The 25,519-nt window shown below is 63.9% G+C and carries 14 protein-coding genes; 7 read left to right on the top strand and 7 right to left on the bottom strand.

Annotated elements, in window-relative coordinates; all coding sequences use genetic code 11:
• Positions 1–5: 5 nt before the first annotated feature.
• Positions 6–3,686, bottom strand: a complete 3,681-nt coding sequence (gene mfd, locus ACLKOZ_RS02800) for a transcription-repair coupling factor (RefSeq protein ID WP_436472644.1) — start codon at positions 3,684–3,686, stop codon at positions 6–8.
• 173 nt (positions 3,687–3,859) lie between these two features.
• Between mfd and ACLKOZ_RS02795 the strand changes: the two genes are divergently transcribed.
• The 4 genes from ACLKOZ_RS02795 to ACLKOZ_RS02780 all read left to right on the top strand — a co-directional run bounded on the left by ACLKOZ_RS02795 (position 3,860) and on the right by ACLKOZ_RS02780 (position 7,564).
• The gene (locus ACLKOZ_RS02795; protein ID WP_436472642.1) at positions 3,860–5,386 is read left to right on the top strand and encodes an SDR family oxidoreductase; all 1,527 of its coding nucleotides are present in this window, start codon (positions 3,860–3,862) and stop codon (positions 5,384–5,386) included.
• Between the two features lie 45 nt (positions 5,387–5,431).
• The gene (locus ACLKOZ_RS02790; protein WP_337346578.1) at positions 5,432–5,929 is read left to right on the top strand and encodes a DUF2505 domain-containing protein; all 498 of its coding nucleotides are present in this window, start codon (positions 5,432–5,434) and stop codon (positions 5,927–5,929) included.
• A gap of 4 nt (positions 5,930–5,933) precedes the next feature.
• Positions 5,934–6,155, top strand: a complete 222-nt coding sequence (locus ACLKOZ_RS02785) for an SCO4848 family membrane protein (protein ID WP_436472640.1) — start codon at positions 5,934–5,936, stop codon at positions 6,153–6,155.
• 95 nt (positions 6,156–6,250) lie between these two features.
• Entirely contained in the window at positions 6,251–7,564 is a 1,314-nt protein-coding gene (locus ACLKOZ_RS02780) for a UDP-glucose dehydrogenase family protein (protein WP_436472638.1), read from the top strand.
• A gap of 5 nt (positions 7,565–7,569) precedes the next feature.
• Here ACLKOZ_RS02780 and ACLKOZ_RS02775 read toward each other — a convergent pair whose 3' ends face one another.
• From ACLKOZ_RS02775 to ACLKOZ_RS02765, 3 genes are read right to left on the bottom strand one after another with little or no spacing between them, the layout of a single operon-like run.
• On the bottom strand, positions 7,570–9,138 hold the full coding sequence (locus tag ACLKOZ_RS02775; protein WP_436472636.1) for a glycerophosphodiester phosphodiesterase: 1,569 nt from the start codon (positions 9,136–9,138) through the stop codon (positions 7,570–7,572).
• Entirely contained in the window at positions 9,138–10,421 is a 1,284-nt protein-coding gene (locus ACLKOZ_RS02770) for a hypothetical protein (RefSeq protein WP_436472635.1), read from the bottom strand. Before ACLKOZ_RS02770 ends, ACLKOZ_RS02775 begins: the two co-directional genes overlap by 1 nt.
• Positions 10,422–10,454: 33 nt before the next feature.
• Positions 10,455–11,921, bottom strand: coding sequence for a polysaccharide biosynthesis tyrosine autokinase (locus tag ACLKOZ_RS02765; protein WP_436472633.1), 1,467 nt, complete (start codon positions 11,919–11,921; stop codon positions 10,455–10,457).
• A gap of 305 nt (positions 11,922–12,226) precedes the next feature.
• Between ACLKOZ_RS02765 and ACLKOZ_RS02760 the strand changes: the two genes are divergently transcribed.
• The 3 genes from ACLKOZ_RS02760 to ACLKOZ_RS02750 are packed head-to-tail and all read left to right on the top strand — an operon-like array spanning position 12,227 to position 15,904.
• The gene (locus ACLKOZ_RS02760) at positions 12,227–13,387 is read left to right on the top strand and encodes a glycosyltransferase (RefSeq protein WP_436472631.1); all 1,161 of its coding nucleotides are present in this window, start codon (positions 12,227–12,229) and stop codon (positions 13,385–13,387) included.
• Positions 13,384–14,934 carry a lipopolysaccharide biosynthesis protein gene (locus ACLKOZ_RS02755; protein ID WP_436472629.1) on the top strand — a complete coding sequence of 517 codons (1,551 nt, stop codon included), beginning with the start codon at positions 13,384–13,386 and terminating at the stop codon, positions 14,932–14,934. Before ACLKOZ_RS02760 ends, ACLKOZ_RS02755 begins: the two co-directional genes overlap by 4 nt.
• Entirely contained in the window at positions 14,921–15,904 is a 984-nt protein-coding gene (locus ACLKOZ_RS02750; protein WP_436472627.1) for a glycosyltransferase family 2 protein, read from the top strand. The genes ACLKOZ_RS02755 and ACLKOZ_RS02750 overlap by 14 nt, the downstream gene beginning before the upstream one ends.
• A 137-nt stretch (positions 15,905–16,041) precedes the next feature.
• On the opposite strand, the gene ACLKOZ_RS02745 is transcribed toward ACLKOZ_RS02750, so the two are convergent.
• The 3 genes from ACLKOZ_RS02745 to ACLKOZ_RS02735 form a co-directional block, all read right to left on the bottom strand.
• Complete coding sequence (locus tag ACLKOZ_RS02745) at positions 16,042–18,798, bottom strand: PKD domain-containing protein (protein WP_436472625.1); 2,757 nt, start codon at positions 18,796–18,798, stop codon at positions 16,042–16,044.
• Between the two features lie 469 nt (positions 18,799–19,267).
• Positions 19,268–20,935 carry a hypothetical protein gene (locus tag ACLKOZ_RS02740; RefSeq protein ID WP_436472623.1) on the bottom strand — a complete coding sequence of 556 codons (1,668 nt, stop codon included), beginning with the start codon at positions 20,933–20,935 and terminating at the stop codon, positions 19,268–19,270.
• Positions 20,936–21,050: 115 nt separating this feature from the next.
• Positions 21,051–25,499 (bottom strand): PKD domain-containing protein, encoded by a 4,449-nt coding sequence (locus ACLKOZ_RS02735; RefSeq protein WP_436472621.1) that lies wholly within the window; start codon positions 25,497–25,499, stop codon positions 21,051–21,053.
• Positions 25,500–25,519 lie beyond the last annotated feature (20 nt).

Raw genomic sequence — 25,519 nt, 5'->3', positions numbered from 1 at the left:
AAAACTCAACCCACCGCCAGCGGGGCGTCCGAGAAGATGTTGCGGATGACACCGTTGGCCCATTCCAGGATTTCCGCGTCCTGCAGGTCCCTGCCGCCGATCTTCGCAGTCTTAGGCTTCGGGATGAGGACGGCGTCCAGCGCAGGCTTGGGCTGCGAGCCGGGGTACATCCTGGCGAGGCGCATCACCTTTGACTCCGGCAACTGCGCCGGAGAGAACTTGATGAAGTTACCCTGCAGGGCTACGTCGGAGAGTCCGGCTTCGCGGGCGCCCACCCGGAATCGGGCAACGGCTATAAGGTTCTTGACGGGCAGCGGGGGCTCCCCATAGCGGTCCACGAGCTCTGCGTGGACCTCCTCAATGGCCTCGTTGGTGATGGCGGAGGCCAGTTTCCGGTACGCTTCCAGCCGCAGCCGCTCCCCCGGTACGTAGTCGTGCGGCAGGTGGGCGTTCACCGGCAGTTCGATCTTCATCTCGGCAGCCTTTTCCTCGGCGTCGCCGCGGTAGTCGGCCACTGCCTCACCCACCAGACGGATGTAGAGGTCGAAGCCCACGCCTTGGATATGTCCGGACTGCTCGCCGCCCAGGAGGTTGCCGGCACCGCGGATCTCAAGATCCTTCATGGCCAGCTGCATGCCGGCACCGAGCTCATTGTGCGTAGCTACTGCCTTCAGGCGCTCCAGGGCGACCTCACCCAGCGGCTTCTCGGACGGATACAGGAAGTAGGCGTACGCGCGTTCCCGGCCACGGCCCACACGGCCACGGAGCTGGTGCAGCTGGGAGAGGCCGTACTTGTCGGCGCCATCGACGATCAGGGTATTGGCGTTGGAGATATCCAGCCCGGTTTCGATGATGGTGGTGCACACCAGCACATCGAACCGCTTCTCCCAGAAGTCCACGATGATCTGCTCGAGCCGGCTCTCGGACATCTGCCCGTGTGCGACCTCCACCCGGGCTTCCGGAACCAGCTCACGGACTTTCGCGGCAGTCCGTTCGATGGTGGACACGCGGTTGTGCACCAGGAACACCTGGCCCTCACGCATCAGTTCGCGGCGGATGGCTGCCGAGGTCTGCTTGTCCGTGTAAGGACCAACGTAGGTAAGCACGGGATGGCGCTCCTCCGGCGGGGTGGCCAGGGTGGACGTTTCCCGGATACCCGTCAGCGACATCTCCAGTGTGCGCGGGATCGGCGTGGCGCTCATGGCCAGGACGTCCACATTGGTGCGCATCTTCTTCAGCGCTTCCTTGTGCTCCACCCCAAAGCGCTGCTCCTCGTCCACGATCACCAGGCCAAGGTCCTTGAACGCGAAGTCCTTGGACAACAGCCGGTGCGTGCCGATGACGACGTCCACGGAACCGCTCTTGACACCCTCCACGGTCTCCTTGGACTCTTTGGCCCCCTGGAACCGCGACAGTGCCTTGACCCGCAAGGGGAATCCGGAGAACCGCTCGGTGAAGGTCTCGTAGTGCTGCTGAGCCAGCAGAGTGGTGGGCACCAGGACGGCTACCTGTTTCCCGTCCTGGACCGCCTTGAACGCCGCGCGCACGGCAATCTCCGTCTTGCCGTAGCCGACATCTCCGGACACCAGTCGGTCCATGGGGATCTCCCGCTCCATGTCCGCCTTGACCTCGTTGATGGTGGTCAGCTGGTCCGGCGTCTCGACATAGGGGAAGGCTTCCTCCAGTTCCCGCTGCCAGGGCGTGTCCGGCCCGAAGGCGTGGCCGCGGGAGGCCATCCGCGCGGAGTACAGCCGGATCAGCTCGCCGGCGATCTCCTTGACCGCTTTACGGGCCTTGGACTTGGTGCTGGCCCAGTCCGAGCCACCCATCTTGCTCAGCACAGGGGTATCGCCGCCGACATAGCGGGTCACCTGGTCCAGCTGGTCGGTGGGCACAAACAGCCGGTCCCCGGGAGCGCCGCGCTTGGACGGGGCGTATTCCAGGACCAGGTACTCGCGTACCCCGTCTCCGCCGCCCGCAACCTTGCGCTGGATCAGCTCCACAAAACGGCCGATCCCGTGCTGTTCGTGCACCACGTGGTCGCCGCCCAACAGCTGCAGCGGGTCCACGGCGTTCCGGCGTTTGGACGGCATGCGCCGCATGTCCTTGGTGGAGCCGGCGGAGGTGCGTCCCAGCAGGTCGGCCTCGGTCAGCAGGCCCAGCTTGAGGCTGTCCAGGACAAAACCGCGTCCGACGGCGGCCGTGGTCACCTCGATGATGCCCGCCTGGGGTTCCTGGTCAAGGGTGTCCACCCTGGCACAGGGGATGTCGGCGTCGTGGAACAGTTCCGCAAGGCGCTGGGCAGGTCCGGGTCCTTCGGTGGCCACCACAATGCGCCACTGGTCCCGGACGTGCGAGCCGATGAAGTCCATCATCTCCGCAACGTCGCCCTGGTACCCGCGGGGTTCGCGTGCGTGGAGGTTCAGGACGTCGATTTCCGGCAGCAGTTCTTCGTCTGTGGCAAGGGATGTGATGGACCACCAGGAGACCTCGTGGTCCAGGGCGGAGCTGCGGGTGTCCGTCAGGGAGCGGAAGCTGGCGGAGTGCAGGGCTGCTGACGCCTGTGAGCTCAAATCCAGGGGCGCCGTGCCTCCATCGGACGCCGTGGACCAGGCGGCTTCGAGGAACTCCTCGTTGGTGGCGGCAAGATCATGCGCACGGGTGCGGACCTTTTCCGGCTCGATCACCACGGAGATGGAACCGGCAGGCAACTGCTCCACAAAGGGGACCATCGCGTCCACGAGCACCGGAGCCAGGGATTCCATGCCCTCGACCGTGATCCCGCCGGCAATTTTCTCCAGCATGTCAGCGGCGGCCGGCAGTTGCTGCTTGAGGGTGGCCGCCCGCGACATCACCGAGGGCGTGATGAGGATTTCGCGGCAGGGCGGGGCGTGCAGGGCGGTGGGGTGGTGCAGGCCGGGCGAGGACAGCGAGCGCTGGTCTGCGACGGCGAACCAGCGCATCTGGTCCACCTCGTCGCCGAAGAACTCCACCCTGATGGGGTGGTCCTCCGTGGGCGGGAAAACGTCGATGATGCCGCCGCGGACGGCGAACTCGCCACGGTGCGTGACCATGTCCACGCGGGCGTACGCGGCGTCGGCGAGGCTCCGCACCACATCGGAGAACGGCCTTTCCTGGCCCACCTCCAAGGTGACCGGAACCAGGTCACCCAATCCGGCCACGATGGGCTGAACCACCGCGCGGACCGGTGCCACCACGACACGCAGGGGTCCCGCCGTCGAAGTTTCCGGGTGCGCCAGCCTGCGCAGGACGGAGAGCCGCCGGCCCACGGTGTCTGAACGGGGCGAGAGCCGCTCGTGTGGCAGGGTTTCCCAGCTGGGGAACTCAGCCACCGAATCGGCGGGGAGGTACGCGCGCAGGGCCGCTGTCAGATCCTCGGCTTCGCGTCCCGTCGCGGTGACTGCCAACACCACGGCCGGGAGCCCGCCGTCGGACGTTTCTTCTGCCGTGCCCGCGACGGCCAGGCCGTCTGCCATTTCTGCCAGCAGGACCGCACGCAGGCCCGCCGGTGCGCTGATCTGGTAGTCCTGGCCACGTACCTCAAATCCCCTTGCAGCCTCGGCCCTGACCCGGGCGAAGGTCTGGTCTTCGGCCAGGACACGGCGCAGTCCATCAAGCGACGGACCGGGATGGGAGGTACCAGTGCGGGAGGCGCTCGGGCTCATGGCAGAAACTCCTGTGGTGTTCAAGGGGATCGCAGGCAACGCGAAAACCCGAAATTCGCTTCGAATCCCGGGTAGTTCCAGCCTACCCCCGTGAACCACACTAAGCTTTCAGGACCCACGGCCGTCCGGACAGCCTGCCGTTCCGAATGGTTTGGTGAGAAGAAGGAGTCTGCATGACGGGCACTATCGATCCATCACAGCCCACCGAAACCCGCACGGTCCTGGTAACGGGCGCCACAGGCTATATCGGGGGCCGCCTGGTCCCGCGGCTTCTTGAAGCGGGCCACACCGTGAAGGTGCTGGTCCGGACGCCGGCCAAGATCGCCGGCGTCCCGTGGCTGGATGAAGTGGAGGTGGTCCAAAGCAGCCTTGACGACGGCGGTGCGTTACGGGCGGCGCTGGGCGGCGTCGACGTGCTGTACTACCTCGTCCACTCAATGGCTGCCGGCGCTGACTTTGAGCCCAAGGAAAAGGCCATGGCTGAGACCGCCGCGCACGCGGCCGCTGAGGCAGGGGTCAGCCGGATCGTTTACTTGGGCGGCCTGCACCCGTCCAATGTGGAGCTGTCCACGCATATGCGTTCCCGGGAAGCCGTGGGGAAGGTGTTCCTGGACAGCCCCGTGGATGCAGTAGTCTTCCAGGCCGGCGTGGTGATTGGTTCTGGATCCGCCTCGTTCGAGATGATCCGGCACCTGTCCGACGCCCTCCCGCTGATGCCGGCCCCCAGCTGGGTCCGCAACAGGATCGAAGCCATCGCCGTCCGGGACGTGCTGTACTACCTCGTGGCCGCCGCATCCCTGCAGGGGACGACCAACCGCACGTTCGATATCGGCTGCAGGCAGGTACTGAGCTACGCGGGCATGATGAAGGAATACGCCGCCGAAACCGGCCTGCCGCACCGAGTGGTGCTGGCCCTGCCCATTCCCGCTCCCAAGCTCGCCGGCATGTGGGTGGCCCTGACCACCCCCATCCCGCTGTCCATGTCGCTGCCACTCGTCCAGTCGCTGCAGCACGACGCAGTGTCCCGGGAGCACGATATTGATTCCTTTATTCCCGTCCCGGAGGGCGGCCTGACTCCGTACCGGCGTGCGGTGGCCCTGGCCCTCGGCAAGGAGCGCGACGGCCAGGTGGAGACAACCTGGGCCAATGCAGGGGCCGACGCCGATCCCCTGCCCAGCGATCCGGACTGGGCGGGCCACACGGTGTTCGTCGACGAGCGGACTTTCCATGGGGACGTCGATCCTGCCCATGTGTGGACCATCATCGAGGGAATCGGGGGCCGGAACGGCTGGTATTCGCTGCCGCTCGCGTGGCAGGTGCGGGGCTGGCTGGACAAGCTCACCGGCGGCGCGGGGCTCCTGCGCGGACGCCGGCACCCCGGCAACCTCGCATCAGGCGAAGTAGTGGACTGGTGGCGGGTGGAACGGATCGACCGCGGAAAAATGTTACGGCTCAGGGCGGAGATGCGTGCCCCCGGACGCGCCTGGCTTGAACTGTCCGTTGAGCCCGACGGCGCGGGCAGCCGCTACCGTCAACGTGCCATTTTCTTCCCGAAGGGGCTGAGCGGAAGGCTCTACTGGCTGGCCGTGCTGCCCTTCCACAGCCTCATCTTTCCGGCGATGTCGCGCAATATCACAGCCGCCGCCCAGAAACTTGCCAGTGCGGAGGCCGGTTCGAGGAACGCCCCGCGCTCCCCGTAGGATGTGGGGAGCAAAAAGCGTTCTGACCCCAATACTGGAGGACCCATGGCACTGAGTGCATCCACCACCCTTCCGCACGCCGTCGACACCGTCGCTGCTGTTTTCATCAACGAGGACTTCCAGCGGCACACGAGTGAATACGTTGGCGGCACACTGGAGTCGTTTGCGGTGGACGGCGACACGGCCGGAGCTTTCAGCACCACCTCGGTCCGCACCCTGCCCACTACCCGCCTGCCGGAGATCGCCCGCAAGTTCGTTGGTGACAAGCTCACGGTTACGCAGGTGGAAAACTGGGACGCCCCGGCGGCAGACGGTTCCCGCCAGAGCAACATCACCTTGAAGATCGCAGGCGCACCCCTTGACGTGACAGCGGTCCAGCGTCTCGTTGCTGAGGGCGGCAGCACCCGCGTGGAACTGGAAGGCAACGTGACCTCGTCCGTTCCGTTCCTGGGCGGGAAGATCGCCGATGCGGCCGAGCCGATGGTGGCCAAGGCCCTCAACATCCAGTCGCAGCAGGCCCAGGCCTGGCTGGAAAGCCACTAAGGTAATGCAACTCCCTATCTTCGCGGCCGTCCTGCTGGTCATCTCCGGCGTCTGGTCACTGGTGGTCTGGCCGCAGTTCCTGCGCCGGGTGATGAAGGATCCCCGGGCGCGGGACGCCGCAGGCAAGGCCACGAAGTTCCTCAACGTCCATCTGGTGCTCGTCAGCATCTCTATGGTGCTGGGGGCTGCCACGGCCATCATCGGGATCATGGGGCTGTTCGGCTAGCCCCTTTCCCGCCCGGGCCGAGGCTACGGTCTCTGTTCCGATCCGGCTTCCTGCGCGTACCCTGTGAACACCAGAGGGACAGGGAAGGTGGAGCTGTGCGGATCTCGGTCATAGGTTGTGGCTACTTGGGGGCTGTCCATGCTGCGTGCATGGCCAAGCTGGGGCATGACGTGGTGGGCATCGATGTTGACAGCCAGAAAGTCGCGCAGCTCTCCGGGGCGAGGGCACCGTTCTACGAACCCGAGCTCGATGCCCTCCTCACGGAGCTGGAAGCCTCCGGCCGTTTGCGGTTCACAACGGACATGGCGGCGGCAGCAGGCTGTGAAGTCCACTTCGTCTGCGTGGGTACACCACAAAAACGCGGGGAAAATGCCGCGGACCTGCGATTCGTGGACGCAGCGGTCGCCGGGCTGGCTGGATATTTGTCCCCTGGCGACGTGGTTGCCGGGAAATCAACCGTCCCGGTGGGCACCGCAGAGCGTCTCGCCGAACTCATCGCCGAGACCCAGCCGGGGGCAACACTCCTGTGGAATCCGGAATTCCTGCGGGAGGGACATGCCATATCAGACACACTGCGGCCTGACCGGTTTGTCTATGGCGTTCCTGACGGAAATGAAGACCACCCCGCAGTGGCAGTCCTGGACCAGGTCTACGATGCCGCGCTGTCCACTGGAACCCCAAGGCTGGTCATGGGGTATGCAACGGCGGAGCTGGTTAAGACCGCGGCCAATTCGTTCCTGGCCACCAAGATTTCCTTTATCAACGCCATGGCCGAGGTGTGCGAAGCCACCGGGGCGGACGTCAGCCGCCTCGCCGACGCAATCGGCATGGATGACCGGATTGGCCGCAAGTTCCTCAACGCCGGAATCGGGTTCGGTGGCGGTTGCCTGCCTAAGGACATCCGGGCCTTCATGGCACGGGCCGGTGAACTCGGCGCGGACCAGGCGCTGACTTTCTTGCGGGAGGTTGACGCCATCAATATGCGGCGAAGGACCCGTGTGGTGGAGCTCGCCCGGGAACTGTGTGGTGGGAGCTTGTTGGGCCAGCGGGTCGCCGTGCTTGGCGCTGCCTTCAAGCCCGAGAGCGACGACGTCCGGGATTCCCCGGCGCTGAGTGCCGCTGCGCAGCTCCAACTCCAGGGCGCCGTTGTCACAGTCACTGATCCGCAGGCGCTCGATAATGCCGCAAAGCGTTTCCCGGAGCTCCCCCTGGAGCCCGAGCTCGATGCTGCGCTGGACCGTGCGGACGCCGTCCTCCTGCTGACGGAGTGGAAACAGTACCGGGAGCTGGATCCGCACGCCACCAGGGCCTTGGTTAGAGTCCCCCGCATCCTTGACGGCCGTAACGTTTTGGATCCGGCGAAGTGGCGGGCTGCGGGCTGGACATACCGGGGATTGGGTAGGCCCTAAGCCCGTCAACGTGGCTCGCAGGCGTCCGCTGCAGCGGACTCCCGAAAAGTAACATTCCGGAACTCGACTGGGGGTCCGCCGTCGTAGTTCTTCAGCAACGAAAACCATCCTCCTCCGTACGTTGTGTCCGCCGAATCCGCGGCCTGGCTGCCTGCTGCGTTGGGCCGCCGTGCGCTGACCTTATACGGTGTCACAGACAGCACCAGTCGCGTCCATTCCCCAGCACTCGGTGGCGCGCCCTTGGCTTCGGCCAGCACTACCGGCCCCGCCCCCTTATCCTTCCGGCTGAGGATCAGCCTGCCGTCCGCGCCGAATTCCAGCTCGTAGCCTGAAACCGCAGCGTCCGGGCGGTACGGCGCATCATCGTCCTGGCCAAAGGCCACCCCGGCGCTGCCCGTCCCTGCGGGAAGGCCCTCCGGCCAGCGCAGTTCGAAGGCGAGCTCACGTCGCGGGCCCGACAGCCCGCCCATCGACCCCATCAAGTACGACGCCGGCTCCTTGCTTGCGATTCGGACAGCAGCCTGCTGAAGTGCCGACTGTCCTTGCCAGTCGCCTTCCGCCTGCTGGGGCAGGTCCCCGGCGTACCGCAGCCCGGTGTCAAAGCCATCCTCAGGTCGCCGTTCCTCAAGTTGGAGGACGTGGAGCACGTTCGAACAGACGAAACCACGGACGCCCAGCGCTTTGAGCCGTGCATGGTCGCTGCGGCGTCGGACTTCCCACGCAGCCACCGGCTTACCTGAGGCCACGAGTTCACGCACCACGGCGGCGGGGGCCCAATTGTGAACACCCAGAAGATCCACCCGGGGAATCAAGGCAGCGAGGTTGTCGTAGTCCTGCGCCGTCACATATCCCCACGTGGTGTAGCCACGGGACCTGGCAAGGGCGTGCCCCGGTGACGAAGCCGGCTGCTTCCAGACAACGCGTTCCCGGGCCCCGGGATACGTCTCCAGGAGCTCCAGGAGCTCGTCGGCATTGGTGCCCTGCTTGTCTTCGAGGAAAATGACCCTGGAAGGAAGGAAAGTCCGGAGGACATCCTCCAGCCGCGGTATCGGTTCCAGCGGTGCTGCCGGGCCCAACCAGGCACGGGCATCGTTGCGCAATGATTCCAGCGCCGCATAGCTGGCCCGGGCTATGGTGAGGTCCGTCCCGGTCAGCCGCCCGGTGTTGAGGTCGTGATGGCACACCAAAACCCCATCCGCTGTTGATGACACCGATACTTCCAACGCCTTCAAACCGGCCTCTGCCGACTTCGTGTAGGCATGCATGGTGTGCTCGGGCCAGTTGTCCCCTGATCCCCTGTGCGCCACGAAGAAGGTCGGAGCAGCGAGCAGCCCGGCTATGGCGAACGGTCCGACGTCGCCCGCGGCTGCTAAGGCACCCTCCTCGATAAACGATGCAGAAGCTTCCGACGCCGGCACGGAGTTGGGCACGGGCCTCGCCGCGTGCCCGGGAGGGGACTGGGGACAGGTTTCGCCGCAGCCGCTGCCGTTCAGCACCGCCGCCGCGGCCACCAGGCCCAAGAAGCCACGGCGTCCGATCTTTTCCCCGGATTCATTGACCGGCCGGCCGCTCATCAGCGGCCCGTGGGAACGGCTGGCGCCCTGGCCTGGCCTACAGCGGCCGCAGCCAATTCCGCCCGTTTTGTGCGCCGCATTGCCCGGTTTTCATCGCCCACAATGACCACCATTGCCAGGATGGTCCAGACGACAATCCCTGCAACGGACCGTGTGGCGAGCGAGCTGTAGGTCTGCGGAATCACCACTGCGAGGAGCCCTGCTAAGGTCAGGCCCCGGTAGTCATGCCACGCAGAGTTCCGCACCAGCAACACCAGCATGAGGCCGAAGTAAAGGACGGCGAAGAAGATGCCAAAGTCGATGCTGTACATCAGGATCGGATTCTCAAAACTTGTCTCCAGGCCTGCCTGGACGGCGACGCGGTGGCTGGACCCGATACCGTGGCCTGCCACGGCGTAGTCAGCCCACCGGGTGAGGAAGTATTCCAGCGCCAAGGCTCGCGCCTGGGCAGACCCGGTGTCATCGACCAGCCTTTCGGACACGCCTACCACCAGCGGCGACGACATGACGACCGTGGCAACACCTCCAAGGAACGCCAGCATGATGGCTTTTACCCACACCTTGCGGTCAGCGAAGAACACTACAAGGACGACGGACACCCCCACTACGGCCAGACCCACCCTCGATTGAGTGATCAGGACCCCGACAATCATCAGCACCAGGAGGACCGCCTGGACGGAATTGCGTTTCAGCCCGGCAACCAGGGGTGCGGCTACGCAAATCACCAGCGAGAGGGCGAGGGGCTGGTCCAGGGTACCCATCCAGCGCTGGGTTTCAGGATTGAACCAGTACTGTGTCCGGAACCCGGGGCCATAGAACAGGGCCTCACCGTTGAGCCATTGCGCCACCGCGATGATGCAGACTACAGCCACCAGGAAAAGCAGGAGTGATCGCAGCATCTTTATCAGTCCGGGATGGCGGATGCTGTTGGCAATGAGGAGAAGGAAAAACAGTACCGGGGCCACGATCTGGTCGACCAGCAGCAGCATGCCTCCGCCCTCTGACGAGGTCCTGGAGGCAAGAAACGCTGCCACGATCACCAAGGCAAGGACCAGGAAGACGAAAAAGTGGCGGGCCAAGGCGTCCTTGATGCTCCAAGGATCGTGCAGCAGTTGCCCGGCCAGAACCGCGACAATCAGCCAAGACGCTGCATGGAAGCCCAATGCACCGCCGGCTTCACCGGTAACCACGTAATTTCCCACCGCCGGGACCAGAAACCAAAGCGTGAGCACCGCCGCCAGCAGCACCCGCGGCCGGGAACGCAGGAGGACGGATGCAGCCACGCACAGTCCAATCCAAAGCGCCAACTGCACCGTTTACCTCCGGCGGGTCACAGGCTTGACAGGCTCCCCCGCGGACAGGCTGACCGGCATCCACTGCGCCGCCCGGGACCGCCGCCGTGAGCGGCGTACTCTCATTCCGCGCACGAACCTCCCCATGAACCTGCGACGTTCCTCCGCAAGCCGGCCGGGCAGCGCGTTGAGCACAACACCAGTTGCCTGCGTGTTGACAGCCTCTAGGTTTTTGAGGGCGGCTTTGAGCAATTCGGCCGACACACGGCCATGACGGACCACCAACAGGGTGCCATCAACCACGGCTCCGATCAGTGCAGCATCGCTGAACGGCCGCAGGGCTGGTGCGTCCACAATGACCCGCGTGTACTGGGTGCGCATTTCTTCAAGCACCTCATAAAGCGCAGGGCCCCTGAGCAGTTCTGTGGGGTTGGCAGGTATTGTGCCGGCCGCGAGGGCGTGAAGTCCGTCTACCGACGTGTGCTGGATGGCGTTACTGACGTGCAGGTGTCCGGCAAGGACATCGGACAAGCCAATGCTTTTTCCCAGGCCGATGTCGGCGGCCAGTCCCGGCTGGCGGAGGTGTGCTTCGACGAGGAGTACCCGCTCTCCGGCTTCCGCCCATGCTTTGGCCAGCATCAGCGCAACGGTGGTTTTTCCCTCGCCTGATCGGGCCGACGTGATAGCGATGACCTCGGCTGAAGGAAGGGCGGCCAGATGGTCAATGTTGGTCCGCAGCCTCCGCGCTGCCTCGTCGAGGAGGGAACCTGCCACTTTCCCCAGAAGCAGGGCGGCCCGGCCTGAGGTGGCGTGGCTGTACGGCAACCTCGCGAGCAGCGGCAGCCCGGAGGCCACTTCAACCTCTTCTGGCGTTTTCAGGGACTTGTCCAGCAGCCGACGCGAAACAGCGATCACAATTCCGGCGGCCAAGCCCAGCAGAACGCCGAGTCCGAGGTTGAGCGGGACCCGCGGGGAGACCGGGTCAGGGAGAACGTCCGGGCCCGAAACGACATTCAGAACGGTGGCGCCGCCCGGAAGGGTCCGGCCGGCTTCCAGCTCATTCACGGCAGCACCGAAGTTTTCGGCAACGGCGGTCACGGTTGCCCTCGCCTTATCGATATCCGGCTGGGTTACAGTCACGGTAAGCATCAGGGTTTCACTGTCTGCGGTGGCGCTCATGCTGCCAGCGGTCTGCTCGGCAGTCAGCCCGTTACCGCTGGCTTGGACTACCTTGTCGATGAATGAATCGCTCTTGACCAGGCTGGCATAGGAGGCCATCTTGCCGCGGGACAATTCCAAGGACTGGAGGGCGGACTGGCCGGTGACAGCCGGGCTCACCACGAAGAAGCGGACCATCCCCTGGTACATCGGCGTGGCGTTGGAGGTGACATACGTGGCCCCTCCGAACCCCGCAGCGACGCATACCAGGACTATCCACCAGCCCCGGGCTATAGCCCGCACGTACTCTCCCAGATCCAAAGGAACCCCCATCTGCGGCTTCCATGCCGTGCCACACCAACACGGTACGTATAGTCAGTCCCCTGACTATCGCTCCATTATTGAACGCAATGCACCCCGTAGGAAGCTTTCTGGGGGGCGGGATTTTCCAGTTTCGCCAATACCGTCCCCGGTCAGGGCCCCGGGCGCCTAGCCAAACGGTCGGCACAGCCGTAGTCTGTCCCTAATCCGGGGCAACGCGGCTTCATCGGAGGTGGGCAGAGGCGCTATGCGGAAGGTCCCGAGGCCCCTTTCGAGACCGGGCTGTTCCCGGCCCGTCCACGTACCCTGGGGCGCGAATGAATGAAGCAGTGCGATCGCTTAAAGTCCTGGTGGCGCATCCCAGCGCGGACCTCTACGGCTCGGACCGGGTGCTCCTGGAAACGATCGAGGGCTTGGAGCGCTCGGGCGCGCGGGTAGTGGTGACCCTGCCGTCGTCGGGCCTGCTCGTTCCTGAGCTTGTACGGCGCGGAGCCCGTGTCATCCTCTGTCCCACTCCTGTCCTGCGCAAGAGCATGCTTTCCCCCCTCGGGCTGCTGAATGTCAGCGGAGCCGTGGTCCACGGCCTCTTCCGCAGCATCGGGGTCATCCGCGGTGTCCAACCAGATGTCATCCTGGCAAACACCATCACTGTTCCGTTGTGGACGGCAGTCGGCCGGCTGTGCGGCATCCCTGTGGTCACCCACGTCCATGAGGCCGAGGCCAACGCCCCCCGCGCCATACGTGCCGCCTTGGCTTTCCCCCTGATCTTCTCGAGCGGGATCCTGACCAACAGCAGGTTCAGCACCGAAACCTTGGACAGCTCACTGGGCATCCTGCGTGGCCGTTCCACCGTCTTGAACAATGGGGTGCCCGGGCCACCATCGGACCGCCCGCCCCGGACCGGGCTCTCCGGCGGACTGCGGATCCTGTATGTCGGGCGGCTCTCCCATCGCAAAGGAGTGGACGTCGCCGTCGACGCACTGCTCCAGCTCCTGCAGCAGGGGGTGCCGGCGCACCTGTCCATCGTAGGGGCGGTATTCCACGGCAACGAGGCGTATGAAGCCGGGCTCCGAGAAAAGGTCCAGGCAGCGGGTGCCTCGGAACACGTGACTTTCCACGGCTTCCAGGATGATGTGTGGCCCTTCTTTGCCGATTCCGACGTCGTCGTGGTCCCTTCCCGGCTGGATGAACCCTTTGGGAACACAGCGGTTGAAGCGGTTCTCGCCTCCCGCCCCGTGGTGGTCAGCAACACGTCCGGGCTTCGGGAGGCGGCGGCTGGCTACAAATCGGCTCAATTTGTGGCCGCCGGGGAATCTGCCGACCTCGCGGCGGCCCTTAAGTCAGTTTCGCTGGGCTGGCCCGACTTCCGCGCCGCCGCGATCGCCGACGCCCGGGAAGCCGCCACCCGCCACAGCCCGGAGCGGTTCGGTGCAGTAATGGCCAGTTATCTTGCCCGGGCCTCTGGCAGACCGGCATGACAGGGAAAAGGCCGGATGCACAGGCAGAGGGACCTGCTGCACCGGCGTCAACAGAATCAGAACCGGACAACGGTGCCCGGAAGACAGCGCGAAGCGTCCGGTGGAGTTTCGGCGCTGTGGTTGCCCGACAGGGATTCCAGATCCTCTCGGCCGTAATCCTGGCCCGAATCCTGGGACCCCAAAGTTACGGCGTGATCGCCAGCGCCACCGTCTTCATCAGCCTGGTTGCCTTGGTCCTGGATCAGGGGCTGTCCGCAGCATTGATCCAAAGGCCCGAGGTCACCCGGCGGTTGGCCGGGGCCACTGTCACCCTGAACCTCCTGATCGCGGGCTTACTCGGTGCCGGAACGTGGTTCGCGGCGCCGTTGGTCTCCGGGTTTTTCAGCGTGTCCGAGTTGGAACCCATCCTGCAGGTGCTCGCGTTCGCCATCCCCATCAAGGCCCTTGCCATCACACCGAGGGCCATGCTGTCCCGTGACCTCCAGCTTCACCGCGTGGGCGCTTCAGACATTGCGGCAGCGGCTGCCGGAAGTGCCGCCGGCATCAGTGCGGCCTTTGCCGGCGCCGGACCATGGTCGATGGTTTACCAGGTTGCGGCGACTGACGTCGTGTGCGCCGTGGCGCTGATTGTTGCCAGCAAGGGTCCGCCGCCGAATTTCGGCTTCCGCGCTGTGGTGCCGCTGCTGAAGTTCAGCTCCAGTGTTTTCGCCACAGACTGCCTCGCCTATTTTTCCCGCAACCTCGACAACATTTTGGTGGGCAGGTTCTTGGGCGTTGCTGCCCTGTCAATGTATGGAATGGCCTACCGCATCCTGGTCATGCCCGTACAGCTCATCGGACAGACCGTGAACCGGGTAATGTTCCCCGCCTTCGCGCGCGCCGCGCATGAGCCCGCACTCGTAGCGGAGAAGCTGGTGGCTGCGACGCGCATCCTGGCGATTTCCGCAATCCCACTCATGGCCTATGTGGCATGCGCTGCCCCCGTCCTGGTGAACCTCGTGTTGGGGCCGGACTGGATGCCTGCGGCCGCGTTGGTTAGCGTGCTGGCGATCGGCGGAGCACGTGAAACGGTTTTTTACATCACGCCTTCCCTCATGAAGGGGCTAGGCCAGGGGCGGCTCATCATCCGCTACGAGATCCTGGCCGCCGTGGTTCAGGTTGGCGGCATAGTCATAGGACTTCAGTTTGGGCTCTTGGGGGTTGCGGTGGGCTACGCGGCTGCCGGCTTTGTCCTGACACCGGTCCTGCTGCGCATCCAAAAGTCGCTGACGGGGGTAACTGCGAGGTCGCAGCTTGGCACCATCTTTCCCGGAGCCCACGCTGCTGCGTGGGGTGCTGCGGGGTACGGCTTGCTCTCGCTGACGGACATGGGGGATGCAGGAATGCTATTCGGAGGCCTTGGGGTGTTTCTCATTTCGGCGTTGACCATCCTTTGGCTTTTCCACCGCCGGATGCTGAAGGCGTACCTGAGTGACGCCGCCTCGCTCGTGGGCAGGAAGAAGCCGGCCGCATCCAAACCAGTAGGAGGATTGCATGACCGAGCATGACGGAAAAGACAGGTCAGGTCCGGGCGGGACTGTGATCGCGGTCCTGACATACCGCCGGGGGGAAGACCTGAAGCTGGTCCTCCCCCGGCTCGCAGCACAGGCTCAGTCCATTAACACCGTCGAAGGCCGAGACCTGCTTCCGGTCACAGTCCTCGTCGTTGACAACGATCCCGCCGCCAGCGCCCTGACCACCGTGGAGGAGTTCGCCCGCACTCTGCCGTCCGGACTCCTCACCTATGTCCACGAGCCGAAGCCCGGGATTGCCGCTGCCCGCAACAGGGCCCTTACCGAATCGTCATCCAAGGATCTGCTCGTGTTCATTGACGACGACGAGATACCGTCCGAGCACTGGCTCTCCCAACTGCTGGACCTGCAACGCACAAGTGGAGCCGCGGCGGTGGTGGGACCGGTCATCAGCGAATACGAACACGCGCCCGAACCTTGGATCAGTGCAGGCCGTTTCTTCCAGCGCCGGCGTCTGGCGACGGGGACTCCCCTGACAGTGGCAGCAACCAATAATCTTCTGCTCCATCTGCCGCAGATCAGGGATATGTCCCTGGAATTCGACGAACGTTTCGGCCTGAGCGGTGGCTCGGACACCTTGTTCACGCGCCAACTCGTGAAGAGGGGCGGCGCGATGCTTTGGTGCGACGAGGCCGTTGTGGTGGACCGGGTGCCTGCCGGACGACTCACGAGGGACTGGGTCCTCCGCAGGGCGCTGCGCAGCGGAAACTCAGCCGCCCGGGTCAGGCTGGAACTGGAACGGAAGGCGGGCCGCCGGCTTGCAGCCCGAGGCTGGTCGTTGGCGTCCGGCGTCGTCCGTGTCGCGGGCGGAGTTATCCAATTATTGGCAGGGGTAGTGGCACGCTCCCAAGCTCATCGGGCACGGGGCTTGCGGACGGCGGCTAGGGGCTTGGGCATGGCCACCGGGGCGGTCGGTTACATTTATCATGAATACCGGCGCAGGTGATTCTTTTCACGAGCTTCCCAAGCGCCCGACCCCTAGATCCGCGGTCAATGGCCTGTGGCTCCTTCGTCCCGCGCGCCCAAGGCGCCCGGGGCATGGGTGCGGTTCCGGATATTTTTCGCAGGTTTCTCTTCACGCCACTACGAAGGCCTGACGATGTAATCGTCGACGATCGCGCGGACCGGGGCGTTGGTGGCCGAACCCGACAGGTAGGAAACCAGGCCTGTTGAGCCCGAGGATTGCAGGCCGGCCGTATTGTCAGTAGTACTCAGCAACCAGGACGCTGGTTCGGTAGTTCCAGCACGCCACACCTTTGCCCGAAGGGTTGTGGGCGACGTTCCGACTGCTTCGACCCTCAGCCGCAGCTGTTGGCCCGCAGTCAACGTGATTCCAGCGGCCACCTGGCTGATGGTTGTTTCAGTGCCTCCCGAAAGACGCGTCAGCTGGAGTGTGACGCTGCCATCGGGGGCGACCTTGGCCTTACCCCGATACTCGGAAGAGCCGACCCTGCGTGCGATGGCACCGAGGAACGTACCTACTCCTGCATTTCCAATCTTGTCCAGGCTGACGGTGACCGTGGAATCCGTGGCTGTGGAGCTGACCCCTCCCAGATAGGCGGACGGTCCACGACCGGCGTCGAGGTTCATAAATCCGCTTCCATTGCCAACAGAGAAGTAGCTCGCTGAGCCGCTAAGGCTCCAAGCGCCTCCAGTATCGGCGTTCCCCCAGCCCGACGCCAAGGTTCGTCCGAAGGAATCCTGGGCGAGTGGCGCTCCTGGTTCCTGGCCTACCGTCACTTGGCTCGTGGCCGAATCAGTTGCCCCGGCGTTATCCGTGACGGTCAGTGTAACGGTGTAGGTTCCAGCCGCCGCGTAGCTGTGCTGCGCTGTGACACCGGATCCGGTGCCGCCGTCGCCGAAGTTCCAAGCGTACGTCGTGATGGAGCCGTCGGGGTCGCTGGAGGCCGAGGCGTTGACGCCCAGGACTAATTGGTTAATCGAGGTGGAGAAAACCGCCGACGGCGATTGGTTTCCACCAGAACTGACCGTCACGCTCCGGGAGGTGCTGCTGCTCGCTCCGCTGTTGTCACGGACCGTCAGGCTAATGGTGAAAGTTCCGGAAGCAGCATACGTGTGGCTGGCGGTGGCACCCGTAGCGGTGGCCCCGTCTCCAAATGCCCAGGTGTAGGAGCTGATGCTGCCGTCGGGATCAGAGGAGGCTGAGCCGTTGACGCTGACCGTGAGTCCGCTGGTGGACTCAGAGAAGCTGGCCACGGGCGGTTGGTTGCTGGTTCCTGCGATTGATATCGTCCTGCTGTCCCCCGTGACCGTGTTGCCCAGTGGGTCTGTCACCCTGATCCGATAGCTGTGCGTCCCGCCGGTCAGCCCACTGTCATTGAATGTCAAAGTGGGCCGCTGCCAGAAGGTGGAGAGTTGTGAGACGGTATAGGCTGGCAACCCGTCCCGGAGAACCGTGTACGTGAGGTTGGAGTTGTCGCGGTCCCAGTTCGACTGCCATTGAACCCGCACCTGCCCCGCGCCCGGGCTGCTCAGCGATGGCACGAAGTTGGAACCCGACACCCGCGGCCCCTGGTCGTTGGGGGCTATTTCTTTCACCGCGAAGCGGGACAGACCCTGCTGCGGACGCTGGTTGACGTTTCTGAATTCGCCCACCATCACCACAAAGCTGTTATTGCCTGTGACCGCCCACGGGCCCTGGCTTTGTCCGCTGGCCGTCCCGGTGTCCATGTCCGGAAACCAGTTCAACATTGAGGGTGCGGGCTGGCCGGTGAAGGACGGATAGCCATGGATGTCCCTGGTAAGGAACCCCGTTGCCGCCTTGCTGAAGGACACGGCACGGTGCCACGTCCTCGGACTGGTTTCAGGGAAGCCACCAAGATTACCGCAGTAATGCGGGTGTCCAGCAACATAAACAGCCGTGTTGGTGGCAAAAACCCCATAGGAATCGCCGTGGCAGTCCTCGATCCATTTGATGTGCGCGTCCGACCAGTTCGCCGCGAAGGCCCCCTCAAGGTTTCCACCTGTGCCAAAGATGTAGCCCACTCCGTAGAATGTGGTCCCGTCGGTGGAGAGGGACAGGATGGCCGAGTCGGTGCCGGCATCGCGCACGATGTCGTTTGCCTGGATGGCAAGCGTTGCGCCGGTGGTCGCGTTGACCATTCCGAGTCCATAGCCGGGCCGGTTTGAACCATTGAGCGTGGTGAAGGCGCCGCCGATGACCACGCGTCCTTCCTCTGGAGAAAGCGCCAAAGCGTTGACGCGGCCGTTCGCGGCATTGGGTGCCCAGGACAGCAGGGCCCCGTTGCTTGCATTGACCGACGCGAGCCGGTTGCGTGACGCCGAACCGACGTTCGTGAACAGACCGCCGAACCACACCGTCGAGTTACTGGCGACCACGGCACGGACGGTTGCGCCGACGTTGGGAGCGAAGCCGCTGATCAGCGCCCCAGTGTTCGGGTCCAAAGCGGCAATTCGGTTTCGTGTGACTCCATTAACTGTCGTGAAGTCACCGCCGACGTAGATCCTGCTGCCGTCAGGCGAGGCCGTAATGGCCAGGGCCTGGCCGTTCAGGACCGGGGCGAAGTTGGTCCTGAGTTGGCCGGTCACGAGGTCGAAGGCGAGAATATTACGCCGTGAAACCAGTTGCGTTCCCGGTGCTGCACCAAAAGGTCGTGCGTTGTTGAACCTTCCGGCCACGTAGACAGTGTTACCGATCGTGACCGCCTGCCAAGCCACTCCATCGTGCTGGGCCGTGGGAAGGCTGTCCGCCGTTACCGTGACGGGTGTTTTGGGGTCGTTCGGATTCACAGGGGCCGAGTCAGCGAGCGCAGGCGTACCAAGCACTGCCCCCGACAGAGCCAGGACCCAGGCGGCCACCGTACAGAGCATCCGAAGATACAGATGGACCCGGACGTCCCGGACCTGTCCCTTCGGCGCACTCCCCGGGGAACCATCCCCCGGGGGCAGGGGCCTCGATTCGACAGTATCGGGCCGCGCCGGCTCAGTCGCCCAATGACGCCCATGCTTTCGTGGTTGCCATGACATCTCAGTGGCCTTTCAGCTCGAAGCTCGCCTTTAGCGGATCATCCAGTGGAAGTCACGCTTTAGTCATCGAAGCGCACCATTGCAGGTGCGTTTCCTGGGCGCTGAGCCGCCCACTTTTATTGGCAACTGGAGATCGTCCCCGCTGCGACACGACGGGAAACTCGGGCGGTGGGAATTCTTCCGCCTGTGATTTCCGTCATATATAGGTTAGCGCTTTCGTTGGACTTATTTCGAGTTTCTCCGCGAGGATTGTCATTGCTGGCCTTCACGCCGGTAACTCCCACAACATAGCTCCCATGCTTCACTTCGCCGTGAAGCTGACGGTTGTGGAGGGCTTTGAATTCCCGAAGGGATCCTTGACCACAATCCTGTAACTGTGCGCAGAACCGGAGGCCACCGTGTCCAAGTACTCCAAAGTAGGCCTGTTCCAAAATGTCGTCGCTTTCGCCTGGGTGTTGACCACAACGCCGTCCCGATACACCTGATAAGTGAGGTTGCTGTTGTCCCGGTCCCAGTTGGACTGCCAGCGGACCTTGATCTGGCCCTTGGCGGGCGAGCTCAGGGCCGGGTTCGTGGTGTCCGCCGACGACCTCGGACCTTCCTTATTGGGTGCAAACGAAGAAACGGCAAAACGCACAAGACCTTGCTGGCCTTTGAAGTTCACCGTCTTGAATTCCCCGCCCATCAGGATGTACTGGCTGTTGCCCGTCACATGCCAAGGACCTTGGTTCTGGCCCGTGGCCGTGCCCGTATCCATGTCCGGGAACCAGGTCAGCAGTTCTGGCGCCGGCTGGCCCGTATAGCTCTTGTACCCCTGGGTATCTGCCGTCAAAGTCCTGGTAGCTGCTTTGCTGAACGCGATCGCCCGATGCCATGACCTTGGACTCGTCTCCGGGAAACCACCGAGATTTCCGCAGTAGTGGGGATGCCCTGCGACATAGGCAGCCGTGTTATTCGCGAACAGGCTGTAGGAGTCTCCGTGGCAATCCTCCAGCCACTTGAGTCCCAAATTCGACCAGTTGGCCGAGAAAGCACCCTCCAAAAGGCCCGTGCCGGCGAAGTCGTAAGCCGTGCCGTACCAGTTGGTGCCATCCGTAGACAGTGACGTAATTGCCGCACCGCTGCCTGCATTGCGAACCACATCATTGGCTGGCGTCGCAATGATGCCGCCAGTTACCGCATCCGTTGCTGCAAGACCATACCCGGGCCTCGAGGAACCGTTCAGCGTGGTGAAAGCCCCTCCGGCAACCACGCGCTTGTAGTCGGGAGAGGCTGTGAGGGCATTGACCCGGCCACCGCTTGCATTGGGGTTCCACGCCAGCATGAATCCATCTGAGGACCGGAACGCCGCCAGTCTGTTGCGGGCCACGGTGCCGACTGTGGTGAAGAGGCCGCCCACCCACACTGTGTCTGCAGAAGCGACGACCGCCCGGACCGAGCCGTTCACCCTAGGCGCGAAGCCGCTCAGCACCGCACCCGTTGTTGGGTTGAGCGCTACCACCCTGTTTCTGATCTGGCCACTGACCGACGTGAAATCACCACCGACATAGAGCCGGGATTTGTCCGGTGAAGTGGTGATCGTGAGGCCTTGGGCATTGAGGGTCGGGGCAAAGGACGAAATCAGCGCGCCCGTGGTCAGGCTGTAGGCCAGGATGTTCTGTCGTGGCACAGTTTGTGATCCTGGTACTGCACCGGCCGGACGGGCAGTGCTGAATTTGCCCACAGCATAGACGGTGTTCCCGATAATCGTCTGCGACCACACAACCCCGTCTATCTGAACAGTAGGCAGGGCATCCGCCGACACAGTCACCGGCGTCTTGGGATCGTTCGGATTCGTCGGTGCCGTATCGGCAAAACCATAAGGCACGGCGAGGAAAGAGGCGGCAAGCAGTGCCAAACCTGCTGCGACGGCGGCGACCGGCTTGCCGCCGCCTTTTCGTGAGACGTGGGCTTTCAATGCGTGGTTCATAATGCTCCTTGCCCGCTAGGCGTGCCACACCCGGTAGCCAGGACAGCACGCTGACGTCCAAATCTTCATCAGATCAGCCGTGGGCAGCTGCGAACCAGTCAGAGAGTTCGCCCACTCACGGTGTGGTGACTGAGTAGTCGTCGAAGCGGACGGCCACCGGCCCATTGGTTGCGTTGCCCCACAGGTAGGACATCAGGCCGGTGGATCCAGCTGCCTGAAGCGAGGCGGTGGTGTCTATTGCGCTCGTCTGCCACGTTGCCGGTTCAGTGGTGCCGTCCCTCCAAGCCTTGGCCTGGATCGTGGTGGTCCCGGTTCCGGTCACTTGCATCCGCAGCTGGACCCGGTCGTTGGCGACGAGAGTCAGTCCCGCGATCGGCGCACTCTGCAGGGTGGTCTCGACACCGCCGGAAACCCTGGTGATGTACAGGCTGGTAGTCCCGTTGGTGGCGACACGCAGCTTGGCCCGGTATTCGTCGTTGCCCACCTTCCTTCCTACGACGCCGAGGAGCATGGCGGTCCCGTTACCGATCCTGTCCGGCGATACCTTGACGCGAACGTCCGTATCCGTGGCGGTTACCCCCGCCAAGGTGGTTGTTCGGCTGGTGCCTGCCGCCGTCGACATTGTGCCCACGCCGTCGGCCACGCTGTAGGTACCGCCCCCTACGGTCCAAGCGCCGCCGGTATCGGCGGTCCCCCAGCCCGCGGCGACGGTCCGGCCGAACGCATCGGCAGCCAGGACGCCGGGCGGCGGCGGGCTCGAGACGGTGACCGGCTGCGTCACGGCGTTCGTGGCGCCGTCGTCATCAGTAACCGTGAGCGTCACCTGGTAGGTGTTGGCTGCTGCATAGGCGTGCGACGGCGTCGCACCACTGCCCGTGGTGCCGTCACCGAAGTTCCAGGTGTAGTTGGTGATGGTCCCGTCGCTGTCGGAGGACGCCCCCGCGTTCAGGTTCGCGGTCAGCCCGCTGGTGCTGGAGGTAAAGGCGGCAACGGGCGCAGCGTTTGGAGCCGGCGCCCCGCCCGCTGTAACGTTCAGGTTGTCGTACCGGAAGACCACCGGAGCATTGGTAGCACTGCCGGATAGATAGGTCACGAGGCCGCTGCCGCCTGCCGCCTGCAACGCCGCGGTACCGTCGCTTGCGGTTAGCTGCCAGCCGGAAGGCTCTGCGTTGTTTGCCCGCCAAACTTTGGCGCTGAGCGACGTCGGGGACGTACCCTCAAGCCGTAGTCTGAGTACAACCGGATCGTTGGAAGTGAGCGTGAGTCCACCGATATTGATCTGGGCGAGATTGGTCTCTGCTCCACTGACCGTCCGCGTCAGGTAGAGCGTGACCGCGCCATTGCTGACTACCTTGATCTTGGCCCGGTAATCAGTATTATTTGCAGCCGTGCGTCCAAGGAGGGATGAGAACCATCCGCCTCCCGTAGCTGGCTTGTCTGCCGTAACTGTGACGCGGGAATCGTTTGCGGCGGTGGACACCGAATTCAGGAGGGCAACTCGGCTCTGTCCTGGCGTGCCAATGGTCATCGCTCCGCTGCCGTTGTTGACTGCGAAGTTGGTGTTACCGCCGGATAAGGCCCAGGCACCGCCGGTGTCGGCGTTGCCCCAGCCTCCCGCAACGGTGCGCCCGAAGGCATCCGCTGCGAGAACCGTGTTTGCAGGCGGTGCGGTCACTGTGACGTTCTTAATCACCGATCCGGTGGCACCGTCGTCGTCCGTCACCGTGAGCTTCACCGCGTAGGTGCCTTCGGTCGCGTAGGTGTGGTTCGCCGTCGCGCCCGTTCCGCTGGTGGAGTCGCCGAAATCCCAGGCGTAGCCGGCGATGGTGCCGTCGGCGTCCCCGGAAGCAGAACCATTGAAGGCCACCGCAAGGTTGCTGGCAGAGAAGCTGAAGTCAGCCACTGGCACCTGGTTGGGCGGAGGAGCCGTCACCGTCACGGGATGGGTCACCGAATTGGTGAGGCCCGTGTTGTCAGTAACGGTGAGTGTGACGTTGTACGTCCCGCCCGCGGCGTATACGTGCTGGGCAGTGACACCCGTGCCCGTCCCGCCGTCGCCGAAGTTCCAGGCGTAGTCGGTGATCGGCCCGTTCGCGTCGGAGGACGTTGAGCCGTCAACAGAGGCCGTCAAGCCTTCAGTTGTCGACGTGAACGCTGCTACTGGGGGTGCCGGAGGAGCGTTGACGTTCCGGCCTGACGCAACGTAGTGCGCCTGGACCCGGGACAGCGGCAGGACCGCAGGGTAGATGGCGACGTCGTCCAGCTGGCCGTTGAAGTACCGGTTGGTGGGCCGGTTGGTCCAGCTGCCGAGGTTGTCCCCGCCTATCCTCCAGAAGCCGTCGAACTGCCAGGCGGAGGTGATGTCCGTACGGCTTCCCACCAGGACGCCGTCGACGAACAACTGCATGCCGTTGCTGCCCAGGGTGGCCACCACGTGGTGCCATTGGTTGTCGTTGTAGCTGGCCACAGAGCTCACTGTTTGGCGTGTGACTCCGTTTGGCCGGACTCCAAAGAACAGCCTGCCGAGGTTGGACATGTAGAGCACCCGATCGAAATCGGTGGACACCGTGGTCTGGGTGTTGCCATATCCGAAGATCTGGCCGCCAGTGATGGATCCGGTCTTGAACCAGGCCTCCTGGCTGAAGACCTGCGGCCGGAAGTCCAGCGTCCGGTCGACGGCGATTCCGTCTGCCGTTCCGTTGAAGGTTGCAGCCGTATCGGTTTCCCCGCCGATCGCGCCCGGCGCACCCAGGGTCACGCCGGGACGGTACAGCAGGTCATCCTTGCCCGCGAGATCGACGCCGGCGGTTCCGCTTGCGTCCCCGAGCCGCCAGTAGTTGTTCGGCTCGTCCGCCAGGACGCTTTGGGCGTAGGACCCGGGCGGGGTGACTGAGCCGGCCGCTGTGATCCTCAGAATGTCGCTAAGGGCTTCGTTGCCAAAAGCGTCCCGCGCCACTACACGGTAGCCATAGCTCTGCCCCGGGACCCGACCCCGGTCCACAAAAGTCATGCCAGGGCGGTTCCAGAACCTTGAAGCCTGGTCGATCGTAGCGATCACGTTACCGTCGCGCCGCACTTCATACACCAGATTTTCGTTATCCTGGTCCCAGTTTGCCTGCCAGCGCACACGCACTTCGCCGGCAGCCGGAGTTGAGAGTGACGGGTTGAAGTTCAACCCGGTAACACGAGGCCCTCGTTGGTTAGGCGCAATGTTGCTCTTGGCGTAGCGGACCATGCCTTGCTGTTGCTGGTTGTTGACGATGGTGAATTCGCCAGCCATGACTAAGTAGTCCGAATTGCCTGCGATAGTCCATGGCCCCTGGTCCTGACCGGTAAAACTGCCCGCATTCATGTACGGGAACCAGTTCTGAAGAGATGGTGCCGGCGTGCCCGCGTAATTCGTGTAACCGTGGGTTTCCTGCGTCAGGACGCCGGTGGCTGCCTTGCTGAATGCCAGGCCGCGCTGGAACTCCCATGGTTCTGCCTGGGGGAACCCGCCTACGTTCCCGCAGTAGTGGGCGTGACCCGCCGCGTAGACCACGTCGTCCATGGGATAGACCGAGTAAGTATCACCGTGGCAGTCCTGAATCCACTTCGTGGAGTCGTCGGACCAGTTGACGGAAAACACGCCTTCAAGGGTGCTCGTCCGGCCGAACGTGTAACCGCCTCCGTAGACGTTAACGCCGTCGGAGGCCAACGTCGTTATGGAGCCGTTTGTTCCGCCGTTGCGGACCACGTTGTTGATTTGGAACGGGAGATTCGCGCCCAGGTTTGTGTCCACTTTACCCAGACCGAAACCTGGATTGGCCGAGCCATTCAAGGTGGTGAACGCGCCCCCGACCACCATGCTGGTTCGGTCAGGGGACAACGCCATGGCGTTTACACGGCCACCGACGGCAAGGGGATTCCAAGGCAAAAGGGCTCCATTGGATGCGGCGGCAGCAGCCAGGCGGTCTCGGCTTACCGAACCTACAGCGTTGAAAAGTCCTCCCATATAAACAGTGTCTGTTGTGGCCACGATTGCCCGGACCGATGCGGACATTCTAGGCAGGAAGCTCGTGATAACGCTTCCGTTGTTTGGGTTCAATGCGGCGACGCGCCATACGGTTGCCCCATTGATCGCCGTGAACGAACCGCCCACGTAGAGGCGAGTGCCGTCGGGGGAGGCAGCGAGCGCCGCGACCTCGCCGTTGATGCTGGGGGCAAACGCTGTATCCAGAACGCCTGTCCTGATGTCATAAGCGAGAATGTTTCCTCGTGCGACCTCCTGCGTTCCAAGTGCCGCTCCTGCTGGCCGTGCCTGGCTGAAGGTGCCTCCAACATAGACCTTGTTGCCGATGACGACTTGTGCCCAGGCGACGCCGTTGTGCTGCACTGTTGGCAGGCCGTCCGCCGAGACCGTGGCCGGAACTCCGGTGGCGGGGGCTGTATCCGCCGCTGCCGGAGCGGCTGCTCCCACGACGCCAAGGGAAACTGCGAGCGCCGCGCTGAGGAGGACGGCCAGAATGGACCTCAGGAGCCGCAGTTTTGTGGCCACTGGCCGAAACGCTGTTTCCAGGGGCACGATGCGATTTTCGCCCCCAG

Source organism: Arthrobacter sp. R4 (assembly GCF_051365025.1).
In the GTDB taxonomy this organism is placed as follows: Bacteria; Actinomycetota; Actinomycetes; order Actinomycetales; family Micrococcaceae; genus Arthrobacter.
This window is presented reverse-complemented; position numbering and strand designations above follow the sequence as displayed.

Coding starts and splice junctions, on each gene's coding strand:
- ACLKOZ_RS02795 (WP_436472642.1), top strand. CDS start 3,860: ATGACGGGCACTATCGATCCATCACAGCCCACCGAAACCCGCACGGTC.
- ACLKOZ_RS02740 (WP_436472623.1), bottom strand. CDS start 20,935: ATGAACCACGCATTGAAAGCCCACGTCTCACGAAAAGGCGGCGGCAAG.
- ACLKOZ_RS02790 (WP_337346578.1), top strand. CDS start 5,432: ATGGCACTGAGTGCATCCACCACCCTTCCGCACGCCGTCGACACCGTC.
- ACLKOZ_RS02755 (WP_436472629.1), top strand. CDS start 13,384: ATGACAGGGAAAAGGCCGGATGCACAGGCAGAGGGACCTGCTGCACCG.
- ACLKOZ_RS02785 (WP_436472640.1), top strand. CDS start 5,934: ATGCAACTCCCTATCTTCGCGGCCGTCCTGCTGGTCATCTCCGGCGTC.
- ACLKOZ_RS02750 (WP_436472627.1), top strand. CDS start 14,921: ATGACCGAGCATGACGGAAAAGACAGGTCAGGTCCGGGCGGGACTGTG.
- ACLKOZ_RS02775 (WP_436472636.1), bottom strand. CDS start 9,138: ATGAGCGGCCGGCCGGTCAATGAATCCGGGGAAAAGATCGGACGCCGT.
- ACLKOZ_RS02765 (WP_436472633.1), bottom strand. CDS start 11,921: ATGGGGGTTCCTTTGGATCTGGGAGAGTACGTGCGGGCTATAGCCCGG.
- mfd (WP_436472644.1), bottom strand. CDS start 3,686: ATGAGCCCGAGCGCCTCCCGCACTGGTACCTCCCATCCCGGTCCGTCG.
- ACLKOZ_RS02760 (WP_436472631.1), top strand. CDS start 12,227: ATGAATGAAGCAGTGCGATCGCTTAAAGTCCTGGTGGCGCATCCCAGC.